This is a genomic window from Curtobacterium sp. Leaf183 (assembly GCF_001424385.1).
Lineage (GTDB): Bacteria > Actinomycetota > Actinomycetes > Actinomycetales > Microbacteriaceae > Curtobacterium.
This window is the reverse complement of the sequence record NZ_LMPO01000007.1, coordinates 245176-260905: the sequence shown is the minus strand read 5'-3', so window position 1 is coordinate 260905 and position 15730 is coordinate 245176. Positions and strand designations below refer to the sequence as shown.

The window sequence follows — 15730 nt, the reverse complement described above, 5'->3', positions numbered from 1 at the left end:
GGCGCGTCGGAGCGCCACGAGGACGACGGGAGGCCCGGTGCCAGCTGGCACCGGGCCTCCTGTCGGTGTGTCGCCGCGTCAGTCGGCGAGGATCTGCAGCAGGTCCTTGCGGAGCTGGTCGACCTTGGCGGCGGCCGCCTTGGTCTGCTCCTCGGTCGCACTGGTGCGGTACATGTGGAGCACGCCCATCGTCTTGCGGAGCGCTTCGACGAACTCGCGCTGCGAGTCCGGGACGCCGGGCGTGGACTCCCACGCCGCGGCGATCTCGTCCGCCTTGGACTCGGCCTCGGCCTTGCCGGCGTCGGTGAGCTCGAAGAGCGTCTTGCGGCCGTCGCCCGTCGAGACGACGAGGTCTTCGTCGACGAGCTGCTGGAGCGTCGGGTAGACCGAGCCGGGGCTCGGCTTCCAGGCGCCGCCGGTGCGCTCGGCGATCGTCTTGATCACGGCGTAGCCGTTCTGGGGGCCCTCGGCCAGCAGGCCGAGGATGGCGAGGCGGACGTCGCCGCGGCGGCGGCGCTCGCGGCCGAAGCCGGGACCGCCGGGGCCGCCGAAGCCCGGGCCGAAGCCCATGCCGGGACCGAAGCCCCCGCGTCCGCCGAAGCCGGGTGCGTGGTGGTGGCGCGGGCCGCCGAAGCGGGAGCCGCGCTGGCCGCGGTGGCCGCGGTCCTGGGTGGAGTCGTGTTCGTCGTTCGAGTAGTCAGTCATGGGGCGCATGATGACTCCTTCCTGGGTTCGTGTTCGAAGTGAGCTCGCGTTACGGAACTGTTCCGTCCGTGTCGCGATGGGTCAACGATAGATCGGTAACTATCGTTCTGTCAACCCCGATCTGTGCTGGGCTGCTTGTCGGGGGTGGCGGGCAGGATGGGACGGACCATGACGGACGTCCTCGAGCGCTTCTCCCCCGCCACCGCCGCGTGGTTCCGCGGCGCGTTCTCGGCACCGACGGCCGCACAGTCCGGGGCGTGGGACGCCATCTCGACCGGTCGGCACGCGCTCGTGGTGGCCCCGACCGGGTCGGGCAAGACGCTCGCGTCGTTCCTGTGGTCGATCGACCGGCTGATCAGCTCGACGGACCACCCGCCGGCCAAGCAGCGCACGCGCGTGCTGTACGTCTCACCGCTCAAGGCGCTCGGGGTCGACGTCGAGCGGAACCTGCGCAGCCCCCTGGTCGGCATCACCCAGACCGCCCGTCGCCTCGGCCTCGAACCCCCGGACGTCACAGTCGGGGTCCGCAGCGGGGACACCCCGTCGTCCGACCGACAGAAGCTGCTGCGGCTGCCGCCGGACATCCTCATCACGACGCCCGAGTCGCTGTACCTGATGCTGACGTCGAAGGCGCGCGAGACGCTCGTCAACGTGGACACGGTCATCATCGACGAGGTCCACGCGGTCGCAGCGACCAAGCGCGGCGCGCACCTGGCGGTGTCGCTCGAACGGCTCGACGACCTGCTCGACAAGCCCGTCCAGCGCATCGGTCTGTCCGCGACGGTGCGACCAGCGGAAGAGGTCGCACGGTTCCTGGGCGGCCGCGCGCCCGTCGAGATCATCGCTCCGCCCGCGCAGAAGACGTTCGACCTGCGGGTCGTCGTGCCGGTGGACGACATGTCCGAGCTCGGGGCGCCGCCCGTCGGGGCCGACTCCTCCGAGGCGCCCACGAACGGGTCCATCTGGCCGCACGTCGAAGAACGCGTGGTCGACCTGGTCGAGCAGCACCGCTCGACGATCGTGTTCGCGAACTCGCGGCGGTTGGCCGAACGCCTCACCGCGCGGCTCAACGAGATCCACGAGGAACGCGTGGCGGCCGCCGCCGGGGACGGCGTGCTCGTGCCGGCCGGGGTGACGCCGGACGACGTCGGGCTGCCGAGCGGCCGGGCGCAGTCGCCGGCGCGGGCCTCGGCGCACGCCCCGGTCGCACAGCCCAGGCGGCCCCCGGCCGAGGTCATCGGGGCCTCGGGGCAGACCGCCGGGTCGCTGCCGGTGCTGGCACGTGCCCACCACGGCTCGGTGTCGAAGGACCAGCGCGCCATCATCGAGGACGACCTGAAGTCCGGCCGGCTGCGCTGCGTGGTCGCCACCAGTTCCCTCGAGCTCGGCATCGACATGGGCGAGGTCGACCTGGTCGTCCAGGTCGAGGCCCCACCGTCGGTCGCCAGCGGCCTGCAGCGTGTCGGTCGTGCGGGGCACCAGGTCGGGGAGATCTCCCGGGGTGTGCTGTTCCCGAAGCACCGCGCCGACCTCGTCCACAGCGCCGTCACGGTCGAGCGCATGGTGTCCGGGCAGATCGAGTCCATCTCGGTCCCCACCAACCCGCTCGACGTCCTCGCGCAGCACACGGTGGCGGCGGGGTCCGTCGACACCCTCGACGTCGAGCACTGGTTCGAGCTGGTGCGGCGCAGTGCCCCGTTCAGCGGGCTGCCGCGGTCCGCCTTCGAAGCGACGCTCGACCTGGTCACGGGTCGGTACCCCAGCGACGAGTTCGCGGAACTCCGACCCCGCCTGGTCTGGGACCGTGTGCACGGCACGCTGACCGGGCGCCCCGGAGCCCAGCGGCTCGCGGTGACCAGCGGTGGCACGATCCCGGACCGCGGCATGTTCGGGGTGTTCATGGTCGGCGAGAAGGCCTCGCGCGTCGGTGAGCTCGACGAGGAGATGGTCTACGAGTCGCGCGTCGGCGACGTCTTCGCGCTCGGTGCCACCAGCTGGCGCATCGAGGAGATCACGCACGACCGCGTCATCGTCAGCCCCGCGTTCGGACAGCCCGGGCGGGTGCCGTTCTGGAAGGGCGACGGCATCGGGCGTCCCGCCGAACTCGGCCGCGCGACCGGCGCGTTCATCCGCGAGGTCGAGGGTGCCTCGGACGAGGACGCCCGCGCCCGCGTGTCGGCCGGCGGCCTGGACGAACGGGCCGTGACGAACCTGCTGACGTTCCTGCGCGAGCAGCGCGCAGCGACCGGACACGTGCCGAACGACACGACCCTGGTGGTCGAGCGGTTCCGCGACGAACTCGGCGACTGGCGGATGATCCTGCACTCGCCGTACGGCATGCAGGTGCACGCGCCGTGGGCGCTGGCCGTCGCCGCACGACTGCGCGAACGGCACGGCATCGACGGCGACGCGATGGCCGCGGACGACGGCATCGTGGTCCGGATCCCCGAGACCGACGCCGAACCACCGGGTGCCGACCTGTTCGTCTTCGAGCGCGACGACCTCGAGGCCCTGGTCACCGACGAGGTCGGCGGTTCGGCCCTGTTCGCCGCGCGGTTCCGCGAGTGCGCCGCCCGCGCACTGCTGCTGCCCCGACGTGATCCCGGTCGTCGCTCGCCGCTCTGGCAGCAGCGCCAGCGGGCGTCCCAGCTGCTCGAGGTCGCGCAGAAGTACCCGACGTTCCCGATCGTGCTCGAGACCGTGCGCGAGGTCCTGCAGGACGTGTACGACGTCCCGGCCCTGCTCGGCATCGCGGACGAGATCAACCGCCGCGGCATCCGGATCGTCGAGACCGAGACCGAGACGCCGTCGCCCTTCGCGCGGTCGCTGCTGTTCGGGTACGTCGCGGCGTTCATGTACGAGGGCGACTCGCCCCTGGCCGAGCGTCGTGCCGCGGCCCTGTCGCTCGACTCGACGCTGCTCAGCGAACTGCTCGGTCGCGCCGAGCTGCGGGAGCTCCTCGACCCCGCGGTGATCGCCGCGACCGAACGGGACCTGCAGCGCCTGTCGCCCGATCGCCGGGCGCGCGACGCCGAGGGCCTGGTCGACGTGCTCCGGCTGGTCGGCGCGCTCGACCTCGACGAGGCGGTCGACCGGAGCTGGCTCGCCGACGACCAGGACCGGACCGCGGCGCGCGAGACGCTCCGGACCACGCTCGAGTCGTTCGAGCGCGACCGCCGCGTGCTGTCCTTCTCGCACGCCGGCACCACGCGCTACGCCGTCATCGAGGACGCCGCCCGACTCCGGGACGCCCTCGGCGTGCCCCTGCCCATCGGTGTCCCCACGGCGTTCATCGAGCCCGTGGCCGATCCGCTCGGCGACCTGGTCGGCCGGTACGCCCGCTCGCACGGACCGTTCGCGGCACAGGAGGCAGCGTCCCGCCTGGGGCTCGGGATCGCCGTCGTGCAGGACACCCTGCGGCGGCTCGCGGCCGACCGTCGGCTGGTCGAGGGTGAGTTCCGGCCCGACCGCCAGGGGGCCGAGTGGTGCGACTCCGAGGTGCTCCGGCGGATCCGCACGCGGTCGCTCGCCGCCCTGCGGCACGAGGTCGAACCGGTCTCGACCGACACCCTCGGTCGCTTCCTGCCCGCGTGGCAGCACGTGCGCGTCCCCGGCACGCGCGGAGGTCTGCGCGGCATCGACGGCGTGCTGCAGGTCATCGACCAACTGGCCGGCGTCGCCCTGCCCGCCAGTGCATGGGAGGCGCTCGTGCTGCCCGCGCGCGTGTCCGACTACGCGCCGAGCATGCTCGACGAGCTCACCGCGACCGGCGAGGTCCTGTGGTCCGGTGGTGGCACGCTGCCGGGCAACGACGGCTGGGTCCGACTGCACCTGGCGGACACGGCCGCCACGACACTCGCCGAACCGTCCGGCGACGACACGACCGAACTCCAGCGGGACGTGCTCGGCGCGCTGGCCGGTGGCGGTGCCTACTTCTTCCGCCAGCTCGGCCAGGCGGTGGGCAGCACCGACGACGGGGCCCTGACCACCGCACTCTGGGACCTCGTCTGGGGCGGCCAGATCACGAACGACACGTTCGCGCCCCTCCGCGCGATGCTCGGTGGACGAGCCAAGAGCACGACGACGCCGCGCACCCGCGCCTACCGAGGTCGCCGACGCCCCACGCTGCCGACGCAGTCCGGACCCCCGAGCGTCGGCGGGCGCTGGTCCCTGCTGCCCCTGGCCGAGGCCGACGGGACGGTGCGCGCCGCGGCGACCGCGGAACAGCTCCTCGAGCGGTACGGCGTGGTCACCCGCGGGGCCGTCCAGGTCGAGGGCGTCCGGGGCGGGTTCGCCGGGGTGTACCGGGTGCTCGCGCGGTTCGAGGAGTCCGGCCGGGCCCGACGCGGCTACTTCATCGAGGGACTCGGCGCAGCGCAGTTCGCGACGAGCCCGACGATCGACCGGCTCCGCACGTACGCCCGGGACCTCGACGACGACGAGCGGGCGAACCAGGACCGGGCGCGCGAGGTCCTGACACTCGCCGCCACCGACCCGGCGAACCCCTACGGTGCGTCGTTGCCGTGGCCGACGGACGCCGCTCCCGAACCGGACACGGCGGTGCCCCCGGCGGCGAGCGCGGCACCACCCACCACCGAGGGCGCGAAGGCCCGCGGGCACCGGCCGGGGCGCAAGGCCGGCGCACTCGTGGTGCTCGTCGACGGCGAACTCGGCGTCTACGTCGAGCGCGGCGGCAAGTCGGTCCTGACGTTCACCGACGACCCCGCCGACCTCACCGCCGCGGCTGCGTCCATCGCGGCGACCGTCCGGAGCGGGCTCGGCAAGCTGTCGGTGGAACGCGTGGACGGCGTCTTCGTGCTGGAGTCGCCGCTCGGGGACGCCCTGCGCGCCGCCGGGTTCGCCGCGACACCGCAGGGGGTGCGGCTGCGTGCCTAGGGACGACCGTGCCTGAGGGCGACACCGTCTTCCGCGCCGCGGCCCGTCTGCACGCGGCGCTCGCGGGCAAGGTCCTGACGCGCAGCGACTTCCGGGTGCCGGCCTTCGCGACGCTCGACCTGGTCGGGCGCACCGTCGACGAGGTCGTCCCGCGCGGCAAGCACATCCTGCACCGCATCGGCGACCTGACCGTGCACTCACACCTGAAGATGGAGGGCCGGTGGGACGTCTACGGGCCGGGTGACCGTTGGCGCCGTCCCGCGCACCAGGCCCGGGCGGTCCTGGACGCCGCCGACGTCTCGACGGTCGGCTTCACCCTCGGCGTGCTCGAGGTCGTCCCCCGTGCCGACGAGGCCGAGATCGTCGGGTACCTCGGCCCGGACCTGCTCGGGCCGGACTGGGACCCCTCGCTGGCCGAGGCGAACCTGACGGCCGACCCCGAGCGTCCGGTCGGCCTCGCGCTGCTGGACCAGCGCGTGCTCGCCGGTCTCGGCAACGTCTACCGGAACGAGCTCTGCTTCCTGCGTGGTGTGCTGCCGACCAGACCGGTCGGGCAGGTCCAGGACCCCACGCGGATGATCGCGCTGGCGCACCGGCTCATCCTGACCAACCGTGACCGGAGCGCCCGGGTCACGACGGGTGTCGACCGGCCGGGTTCCCGCTTCTGGGTCTACAACCGGCGTGGCAAGCCCTGTCTGCGGTGCCGGACACCGATCCGTGCGGGTGCGCTCGGCGAGTCCGACCTGACGCTCCGCGACACGTACTGGTGCCCGCGCTGCCAGTCCTGACGCCGTGCGCCTGGGTCCGGCTCGGCAGACGCTCGCGCGCTGTCAGGCGGAAGCGGGGCGCTCGGCGACCGGACGGCGACGGAGCGGCGCCTGCAGCAGCGCCGGCGGGGAGTACTGCTGGTCGAGGCGGCCCACGTCGGTGCCGGGCGGGACGATCGCGTCGATCCGGTCCAGGACCTCGTCGGACAGCACGACGTCGGCACCGGCGAGCAGGTCGTCGAGCTGTTCCATCGACCGCGGACCGATGAGCGCGCTGGTCACGCCGGGGTGCGCGATGACGAACGCCAGGGCGAGGTGGGTCATCGGGATCCCGGTGTCCTCCGACAGCGCCACGACCTGTTCGACGGTGTCGATCCGGCGCTCGTCCCGGTTGTGCCGGAACATGTCGACCCGGGCCAGGTCGCTCTCCTGGCCCTTGCGGAACCGGCCGGTCAGCATGCCGCCGGCGAGGGGACTCCAGACGAGGGTCCCCATGCCGTGGCGCTGCGCGGTCGGCAGGACCTCGCGTTCGATGCCGCGGTTGAGGATCGAGTACGTGGGCTGCTCGGTGCGGAAGCGCTCGAACCCGCGCCGTTCCGACGTCCACTGCGCTTCGACCTGCATCGACGCGGGGAAGTCCGACGTGCCGATGGCACGGACCTTGCCGCTGCGGACCAGGTCGGTCAGGGCGGAGAGAGTCTCCTCGAGGTCGACGGAGTCGTCCGGGCGGTGCGCCTGGTACAGGTCGATGTGGTCGGTCTGCAGACGGCGGAGCGAGTCCTCGACCGCCCGCATGATCCACCGCCGGGAGTTGCCGCGCCGGTTCGGGTCGTCGCCCATCGGGCCGTTGAACTTCGTGGCGAGCACGACGTCGTCGCGGCGGCCGGCGATCGCCTTGCCCACGAGGGACTCCGATCCGCCCTGGGAGTAGCGGTCGGCCGTGTCGATGAGGTTGATGCCGGCGTCGAGGGCGCGGTGGACGATCCGGATCGAGTCCTGTTCGTCCCCGTTCCCGATGCTGCCGTCCGTGCCGAGCATCATGGCGCCGAGGGCGAACGGGCTGACCTGGATGCCGGTGCGGCCGAGTGTGCGGTACTGCATGAGCGGTTCCTCCTGTCGGTGGCACCCCGCGGTCCGGTACAGTGTGGAGACCGGAAGCGGAATGCTCTTCCGAAAGCATACGGAATGCTTTTCCGTTTACGCAAGCGATCCGTCGACCGATCCCAGGAGGAATCGTGCGAGCCGATGCCCGGCGCAACCTCGACGCCCTGGTCGACGCCGCACGCCAGGTCTTCGCGGACCAGGGAGTCGATGCACCCGCGAAGGTGATCGCCGACCGGGCGGGAGTCGGCGTCGGCACCCTCTACCGGCACTTCCCCCAGCGCTCGGACCTGGTCGTCGCCGTGTTCCACCAGGCGGTCGAGGCCTGCGCCGACGCCGCCGACGAGCTCAGTGCCGGCCACGGCCCGGACGAGGCCCTCGCCCTGTGGCTCCAGCGGTTCACCGAGTTCGTCGCGACCAAGCGGGGACTCGCGGCCGCGCTGCAGTCCGGCGACCCGGCGTTCGAGGGGCTGCACCCCTACCTCATGGAACGACTCGGGGGCGCGCTGACCGGGCTGCTCGACGCCGCATCGACGGCCGGGACCATCCGGAATGACCTCGACGCGCCGCAGCTGCTCCGCGCCGTCGCGGACCTGTGCCACGGGGCACCGACGGTCGAGCAGAGCCAGCACCTGGTCGGCCTGCTGGTCGACGGACTGCGGTGGCGCGCGACGGCCTGACCGCCGGCGCCGGCGACGTCCGCCGCGGGCAGGTCGTCACTCCGCTTGGTGCAACCGCTCCTGCGCGGTGGCCCGGACGGCCTCGGTCACGCGTTCGAGCAACGGTGACGCCAGGTTCCAGCGCTGCCACCAGAGCGCCACGTCCGCCCGCCGGCCCGGGGTCAGTTCCACCAGCGTGCCGTCCCCGAGCCCGGCGAGACACTGCGCCTCGGGGAGCAGTCCCCATCCGAACCCGAGCGTGACGGCGCGGGCGAAGTCGGCCGACGTCGGGACGAAGTGCCGCGGCGCCCGGGGCGCGTGACCCACCACCCGGCGCAGGAACCCCTGCTGCAGGTCGTCGTCGTGGTCGTAGTCGACGAGGGGCACCCGGTCGAGACGCTGGAGCATCCGTCGCTCGGTGTCGGCACCGCCCAGGTAGCGGTCGACGAACGCCGGCGCGGCCACGGCCCGGTACCGGTCGACGCCGAGGCGGACCGACGAGCACCCCTGGACGGGCTCGGACTCCGCCGTCACCGCGGCCATCACGGTGCCGGAGCGCAGCAGCTCGGCGGTCCGGTCCTGGTCCTCGCGGTGCAGGTCGAAGACGACCTCGGTGTCCGAGCGCACCAGGGCCAGGGCATCGAGGAACCAGGTCCCGAGCGAGTCCGCGTTCACCGCGAGCGGGATCGACGGGACCGCGTCGTCGGGTCCCGTCGCGTCGCCGAGGGACCGGGCGGTCTCCTCGTCGAGCAAGCGGACCTGGCGCGCGTGCCGCAGCACGACGGCGCCGGCGGCCGTCGGGAGGATCGGGGTCGTCCGCTGCAGGAGCACGCGCCCGACCTGCGACTCCATCGCCTTCACCCGTTGCGACACCGCGGAGGGCGTGATCGACAGGGCGCGGGCGGCGGCGTCGAAGGTGCCGGAGTCCACCGCCGCCAGCAGGGTCTCGAGGTGGTCACGCTGCAGCCGGAGCATGAGCGGAGCTTACGGCACGTCAGGAACGTGAGCTGTACTGCATGGCGGCCGCGCCGTACGGTCACGGGTGTGAACGCGCTGCTCCCCGCTCTGTCAGGCCTCGGTACCGGGCTCGCGCTGATCGTCGCGATCGGCGTGCAGAACACCTACCTGCTCCGCCTGGCCGTGTCCGCGCGTCTGCGGGTCGTCGTCGCGGCGGTGCTCGTGTGCGCGGTGTCCGATGCCGTGCTCATCGTCGCCGGGGTCCTCGGCGTCGGGGCCGTCGTCGAGCGGTTCCCGGTGGCACTCGTGGTCGTCCGGTTCGTCGGGGCGGCCTTCCTGCTGACGTACGGCGTGCTCGCGGCCCGACGGGCGCTGCGGCCCTCGGACGAGGCGATCCGAGTCGCTGCGGACGACGACGGGGTTCCCGTACCCGTCCACGACGACGGCGCCGCCGTCCCCGTCCACAACGGTCACGTCGCACCCCGCGACGAACGTGGCGCCCCGGCACACGCGGGCGCGACGTCCGTGGCGGGGCGCGACGCGGCGGTGGAGGCGACCACGGCCACCGGTAGGCCGACGGGGCGGACGGTTGCCGGGCCTCCCGACCGGACGAACCGGACGGACCGGACGGCAGCGCCCACCATGCGGACCGCGGTCCTGACCATGCTCGTGTTCACGTGGGCGAACCCGCACGTGTACCTCGACACGCTGGTGTTCCTCGGCTCGGTGGCGAACCAGCAGGGTGTCGACGACCGCTGGTGGTGGACCCTCGGCGCGGTCGCCGCGAGCTGCCTGTGGTTCGGCGCGCTCGGGTTCGGCGGACGGCTGCTCCGACCGCTGTTCGAGCGACCGCTGACCTGGCGGGTGTTCGACGGCTGCGTCGCCGTCGTCATGCTCGCCTTCGGCGTCCTGCTGGTCGTCGGTGCCTGAGACGCCCGGCCGACGAGCCGAGACACCGCGGAACGCACGAGACGCCGCCCCACGGGGCGGCGTCTCGACGCTCGGGCGGCGTCTCGCACCCGGAGCGCTACTGCAGCCCGCGACCGACCCGGCTGTTGCGACGGCTGTACCCGAAGTAGATCGCGAAGCCGATGACCAGCCAGACCACGAAGCGCAGCCAGGTCTCGACCTCGAGGTTGAGCATGAGCCAGAAGCACAGCGCGGCCGACAGGATCGGGACCACGGGCGACCACGGCACACGGAACGAGCGCGGGGCATCCGGCCGGGTGCGACGCAGCACGATGATGCCGATCGACACGAGCACGAAGGCGGAGAGCGTGCCGATGTTGATCATGCCCTCGAGCTTGTCCACCGCGGTGAAGCCGGCCAGCAGCGCCACGACGACACCGGCGACGACCTGCACCCGCACGGGCGTCTGCGTCTTCGGGTTCGTCACCGAGAACCAGCGGGGCAGCAGACCGTCACGGCTCATCGAGAACACGATGCGCGACAGGCCGAGCAGCAGCACCATGACGACCGTGGTCAGGCCGATGAGGGACCCGATCGCGATGATGCCGGACGCCCAGTCGAGCCCGACGATCTTGAAGGCCGAGGCGAGTGAGGGTGCGTCCTCCTGCGCGAGCCGCTTGTACGACACCATGCCGGTGATCACGATGCTGACGCCGACGTAGAGCAGCGTGACGATGCCGAGCCCGATGAAGATGCCGCGGGGCAGGGTCTTCTGCGGGTTCTCGGTCTCCTCGGCGCTGGTCGCCACGACGTCGAAGCCGATGAACGCGAAGAACACCAGGGACGCGGCAGCGAGCAGGCCGAACACGCCGTACTGCGCCGGTTCGGACCCGGTGGCGAAGGACACGAGCGACTGCGTCCAGACGCTGCCCTCGGCGCCCTTCGACGGCTGGGCGGCGGGGATGAAGGGCGTGAAGTTCGCGGCCTTGACGAAGAACGCGCCGACCACGATGACGAACAGGACGATGGCGACCTTGATGACGGTGATCACGGCCGACACCCGGCTGGACAGCCGCGTGCCGAACGCCAGCAGCGCCGTGAAGATGCCGACGATGAGCACCGGCCCCCAGGTGAAGCCGATCGGGCCGATCGCGATCGTGCTCGGCAGCGAGATGCCGAACACCTCGAAGGCGGTGCTGAGGTAGATGCCCCAGTACTTCGCGATCACGGCGCTGGCCGTCAGGGTCTCGAGGATCAGGTCCCACCCGACGATCCAGGCGAGCAGCTCGCCCATCGTCGCGTAGGTGAACGTGTACGCCGAGCCGGCGACCGGGATCGTCGAGGCGAACTCGGCGTAGCACATGATCGCGAGGCCGCACGTGACGGCGGCGAGCAGGAAGGACACGATGACACCGGGGCCGGCGAAGTTCGCGGCGGCGTTCGCGCCGACCGAGAAGATGCCCGCACCCACCGCCACGGCGATCCCCATGGCGGCGATGTCGAAGGTCTTCAGGGAGCGCTTGAGGGAGCGACCCTGCTCGTCGGCATCGGCGAGGGAGGCCTCGATCGACTTCGTGCGGAGCTTCGTTGCCATGGGGTGGATCCCGTCATCGGCTGGCGGTGGACCCCGGAAGGGTACTGGTGTACCACCGTGTCACGCAAAGCGTCCGGACGGACGGTGGTTCCGATGCGGAACCGGTCGGGAGGCCCGGTGCCGGTCAGCGCCCCGCGCGCCAGTCCGCCAGGAACCGCGCGCCCGCCTCGTCGTGGATGACGCCCTCGGGAGCGGTGAGCACCGGGTAGGGCGTCGCCGGGACCCCGTCGGACGGCCGGACGTCGACGTGCGCGACGTCGTGCCCGTTGGCGTGGAGCCAGTCGGCCATCGCGTAGTCGCTCCGTGAGTCGCCCATCGTGCGCCAGGCGAGGGGGAGCTCGCCGTCCGCGGCCAGCAATTCGAGGGACCGCTCGGCGCCCATGTCCTTGCCGCTGCGGTCGGACTCGACGTCGGTGGAGATGATCGTCGGGTCGATGCGCCACTGCACCGCACCGTCGGCGTCGGGGCGGACGTCGTCGAGCCGGCGCACGCCGAGACCTCGGCGCTCGAGGGCCGCCATCGCGCGCTCGTCGAACTCGGGCTGGCGTGCCAGGTACGTGGCGTTCGGGACCTCGACGCGCTGCTCGATCGACACCATCGCGCGCTTGGTCTCGTCGAAGAACACCAGGTCGGCGTAGTCGGTCCGGACGAGTTCGCGCATCTCGTCGGCGTAGTCCCGCGGCAGGGCGAGGTCCTCGGCGACGGTGAGGTCCCCCATGCCGTCCGGGTACTGCGGCCCGATCGAGCACCACACGGCGCCCTTCTCGCACACCGCGTGGACCCGGCCCCCGGCAGCGAGGCCGCCGGCGAGCAGGGGCCCGACCACCTGTTCACGGATGAAGGCGTCGCTCCGCCCCGTATTGAAGACGACGGGGATGCCCTCGGCGGCGAGCGCGACGAGGTCCTCGACGATGGCGGGGATCGCGATGGTGCGGGAGACGGGACTGGCGATGGGGCCGTCGACGTCCAGCAGGAGTCCGAGTCGGGGTGCGCTCACCGGACCATCCTCTCGCACTCGGCGAGACGGGCCGCGTTCAGTGCTGGGCGGCCCGTGGTCAGTGCTGGGCGGTCCGTGGTCAGTGCTGGGCGGTCCGGACCCGCGCGAGCAGCGCTCCGAGGGCCTCGGGGTCGGGGACGTGCCCCTGCCCGCGGACGACGGTGTGCTCGGAGCCGGGGATCGCCTCGGCCGCGGCGCGGGCGGCCGGACCCATCCAGCTCGGGGACTCGGTGCCGGACGCCACGAGCACGGGGACCCCTACGGACGCGAGCGCCCGCTCCGGGATCGCGAGCCCGTTGAGCATCCGGACGTCACGCGCCAGGACGTGGGCGTCGGCGAGCAATGCCTTCCACAGCGTGGGCTTGAGGCGCAGCCCGGCGATCTGCCCCATCGGCACGTCGAGGACCTGCGCGAGGAAGGCCCGGACTGCGGCGCCACGACGTCCGGCCGCGACGTGCTCGTCGAGCACGTCCGCGAAGACGACGTCCTCGGCGTGCGGGTCGACGCTGGCGCGGTACGGCGGTTCCCAGAGCAGGGCGGCGTCGACCGGGGCACCGGAGGCGATGCCGTGCAGGACGACGCCGACGCCGACGCAGATCCCGACGGCGGTGACGGGCGACGCGAGGCTCTCGGTCACGGCGCGGAAGTCGTCGGCTTCGCGGTCGATCGCCCACATGTCGGTGTCGCCGCTGGCGCCGCGGCCCCGTCGGTCGTAGGTGACGACGCGGTGGTCGCCGGAGAGGGCGTGCACGACGCGGTCGAGGTACGGCGTGCCACGGTGGTCGAACGCTCCGCCGACGACCACGACCACCGGACCGCTGCCTGCTTCGGACACCGCGAGGACGGTGCCGTCAGCGGAGACGACCGTTCGGTCGACTGGAGCGAGCATGGCGTCCTTCAGGGTGGATACGGCGGCACGTGTCGGACCCTCGGGGTCGGACGGCGCACGTCGTCGGTTGCGTCGAGTGTGGCAGTCCCCACGTCGCGCGTCTCCCCCCGGTTCCAGGGGCAGACACAGCGCGCGGTCAGGAACCGCACCGGGCAGCGCCGCCGTCAGACGAGCGCGCCGGAGCCGACTGCCTCGTGTTCGAGCAGCGACCGCTTGACGTCGAGCCCCCACGCGAACCCGCCGAGCGACCCGTCGGACCGCAGCACCCGGTGGCACGGCACGAACAGCGCCGGGGCGTTGCGCGCGCACACGCTGGCGGCCGCCCGGACCGCTTCCGGGCGGCCCATCGCGGCCGCGAGTTCGGTGTAGGTCAGGGTCGAGCCAGCGGGGATGCGGCGCAGCTGTCGCCAGCCCTCTTCGAAGAGCTCGGTGCCGAGCTGTCGCACCGGGACCTGCATCGCGTGGTCGACGTCGCCCGCGTAGAAGGCGTCGACGGCGTCGGCCGAGGAGAGCGTGCCCTCGGTGATGGTGACCGGACGGTGGCGTGCGGGGACCCGGGCGACGACCCGGTCGAACGAGTCGGTCCACCCGGAGGCCAGGACACGGCCCTGGTCGTCTTCGAGGACGGTGAACGACCCGTCGGGGGTCTGGAGCGTGGCGATCACGGCGTCGGTCATGGGGTTTCCTTCCGGGAGTTCGTGTTGGCTGCACGGGCAGCGGCGGTGGCGCGGTCGACGATCGGCCGCCAGCAGTGCATCGTGAGGTAGCTCCGCCAGGGCGCCACCTGTCCCGACCATAGGGAGAGCTCGCGTGCCGTCCCGGGCAGCCCGAGTTCCTGTGCACCGTTCCGCACGGCGAGGTCGCTGTGGAGGAAGACGTCCGGGTGGTGCCGCACCCGCAGCGCGACGTAGTCGGCGGTCCACGGGCCGATCCCCTTGACCGCGAGCAGCCCGGCGCGGAGCTCGTCCAGCGACTGCCCGCCGTGCACGACGAGCGACCCGTCGGCGAGCGCCGCCGCGACGCGCAGGATCGTGTCGACGCGGGCAGCGGGTCCGCGGAGCACCGAGGCCCCGTCGGCCGCGATGCGCTCGGCCGACGGGAACAGCAGCCCGTCCGGGTCGATGGCCGCCGGGACCGGGTCACCGAGCGCCGCCACCAGCCGCGTCTGCGCGGTCCGTGCGGCAGCGACCGAGACCTGCTGGCCGATCAGGGTGCGGAACACGACCTCGTGCGCGTCGACGGCGCCCGGCAACCGGATGCCCGGCACGCGCTGCACCGCCGGCGCGAGGGCGGGGACACCACCGAGGACGGTGTCGACCGCGACGGGGTCGGCATCGAGGTCGAACAACGCCCGCACCCGCGCCACCAGCGTCGGCAGGTCGCGCAGCTGCGCGACCCGGACGACCAGGTCGATCCCGGCACCACGGCCGGCGCCGTCGGGGACCGCGGCCGACGCGCGGAACCAGCCCGGCCCTCCTGGGAGGTCCACCGACCGGCCGTACGACCGCACCGTGCCGTCGTCACCGACCACCACGTGCTCGAGCCCTGGGAGCGCGTGCAGGGCGTGCCAGTCGAGCAGCCCCTGCGCATCGAAGGGCGCCCGGGCCGGCAGGTGCACGTGCAGCCCGCCGTCGGGCGTGGGCGGGACGCGACGGCGCGCGCGGAGCTCGGTCGGGGTGACCGCGAAGACCTCGCGCACGGTGTCGTTGAACTGGCGCACGCTGGCGAACCCCGCGGCGAAGGCGACGTCCGCGATGGGCAGGTCCGACGAGGTCAGCAGGGTCCGCGCCGTCTGCGCCCGGTGTGCGCGGCTGAGTGCCTTGGGGCCGGCGCCGAGTTCCTCGGTCAGGATGCGGCCGAGGTGCCGCTCGGAGTACCCGACCCGGGCGGCGAGGCCGGGGACGCCCTCGCGCTCGACCACGCCGTCGAGCACGAGCCGCATCGCCCGGCCTGCGACGTCCTCGCGGAGGTCCCACTCGGGGCTGCCCGGTGTGGCCTCGGGCAGGCAGCGCTTGCACGCGCGGAACCCAGCCAGGTGGGCGGCGGCACTGGTCCGGTAGAAGGTGACGCCGGCCGAGCGGGGCGTGCGCGCGGGGCAGCTCGGCCGGCAGTAGATGCGCGTGGAGTGCACCGCGGTGACGAACTGGCCGTCGAACCGGGCGTCGCGCGAGGCGGCGATGCGGTAGCGCTCGTCGTGCAGTGCGTCGGTCATGCCGTCAGCCTGACACGGGCCACCGTCAGCCACTGGCGGGAATC

12 protein-coding genes are annotated in these 15730 nt (G+C 72.9%); 4 read left to right on the top strand and 8 right to left on the bottom strand.

Annotation, left to right across the window (positions count from 1 at the left end; all coding sequences use genetic code 11):
* Positions 1-78 precede the first annotated feature (78 nt).
* Positions 79-705: a PadR family transcriptional regulator gene (locus ASG04_RS05685; RefSeq protein ID WP_235515447.1), complete on the bottom strand. Its 627-nt coding sequence runs from the start codon at positions 703-705 to the stop codon at positions 79-81.
* 168 nt (positions 706-873) lie between these two features.
* Between ASG04_RS05685 and ASG04_RS05680 the strand changes: the two genes are divergently transcribed.
* Together ASG04_RS05680 and ASG04_RS05675 are read left to right on the top strand one after the other, a co-directional pair.
* Positions 874-5601, top strand: a complete 4728-nt coding sequence (locus tag ASG04_RS05680) for an ATP-dependent helicase (protein ID WP_056121329.1) — start codon at positions 874-876, stop codon at positions 5599-5601.
* Between the two features lie 8 nt (positions 5602-5609).
* A complete protein-coding gene (locus tag ASG04_RS05675) occupies positions 5610-6389 on the top strand; it encodes a DNA-formamidopyrimidine glycosylase family protein (protein ID WP_056121328.1) in 780 nt (259 codons plus the stop codon).
* A gap of 42 nt (positions 6390-6431) precedes the next feature.
* Here the strand turns inward: ASG04_RS05675 and ASG04_RS05670 are convergent, their stop codons facing one another.
* Positions 6432-7469 (bottom strand): aldo/keto reductase, encoded by a 1038-nt coding sequence (locus tag ASG04_RS05670; protein WP_056121326.1) that lies wholly within the window; start codon positions 7467-7469, stop codon positions 6432-6434.
* 134 nt (positions 7470-7603) lie between these two features.
* Between ASG04_RS05670 and ASG04_RS05665 the strand changes: the two genes are divergently transcribed.
* Positions 7604-8149, top strand: a complete 546-nt coding sequence (locus ASG04_RS05665; RefSeq protein ID WP_056121325.1) for a TetR/AcrR family transcriptional regulator — start codon at positions 7604-7606, stop codon at positions 8147-8149.
* Between the two features lie 36 nt (positions 8150-8185).
* On the opposite strand, the gene ASG04_RS05660 is transcribed toward ASG04_RS05665, so the two are convergent.
* On the bottom strand, positions 8186-9103 hold the full coding sequence (locus ASG04_RS05660; protein WP_056121323.1) for a LysR family transcriptional regulator ArgP: 918 nt from the start codon (positions 9101-9103) through the stop codon (positions 8186-8188).
* A gap of 69 nt (positions 9104-9172) precedes the next feature.
* Between ASG04_RS05660 and ASG04_RS05655 the strand changes: the two genes are divergently transcribed.
* On the top strand, positions 9173-10015 hold the full coding sequence (locus ASG04_RS05655) for a LysE/ArgO family amino acid transporter (RefSeq protein ID WP_056121321.1): 843 nt from the start codon (positions 9173-9175) through the stop codon (positions 10013-10015).
* A gap of 97 nt (positions 10016-10112) precedes the next feature.
* On the opposite strand, the gene ASG04_RS05650 is transcribed toward ASG04_RS05655, so the two are convergent.
* The 5 genes from ASG04_RS05650 to ASG04_RS05630 all read right to left on the bottom strand — a co-directional run bounded on the left by ASG04_RS05650 (position 10113) and on the right by ASG04_RS05630 (position 15686).
* On the bottom strand, positions 10113-11588 hold the full coding sequence (locus tag ASG04_RS05650; RefSeq protein WP_056121318.1) for an APC family permease: 1476 nt from the start codon (positions 11586-11588) through the stop codon (positions 10113-10115).
* Between the two features lie 124 nt (positions 11589-11712).
* Positions 11713-12585: a hypothetical protein gene (locus tag ASG04_RS05645; RefSeq protein WP_082517832.1), complete on the bottom strand. Its 873-nt coding sequence runs from the start codon at positions 12583-12585 to the stop codon at positions 11713-11715.
* Between the two features lie 79 nt (positions 12586-12664).
* Positions 12665-13474, bottom strand: coding sequence for an alpha/beta fold hydrolase (locus ASG04_RS05640; protein ID WP_056121315.1), 810 nt, complete (start codon positions 13472-13474; stop codon positions 12665-12667).
* 164 nt (positions 13475-13638) lie between these two features.
* Complete coding sequence (locus tag ASG04_RS05635) at positions 13639-14151, bottom strand: methylated-DNA--[protein]-cysteine S-methyltransferase (RefSeq protein WP_056121313.1); 513 nt, start codon at positions 14149-14151, stop codon at positions 13639-13641.
* On the bottom strand, positions 14148-15686 hold the full coding sequence (locus ASG04_RS05630) for an AlkA N-terminal domain-containing protein (RefSeq protein ID WP_056121311.1): 1539 nt from the start codon (positions 15684-15686) through the stop codon (positions 14148-14150). The genes ASG04_RS05635 and ASG04_RS05630 overlap by 4 nt, the downstream gene beginning before the upstream one ends.
* Positions 15687-15730 lie beyond the last annotated feature (44 nt).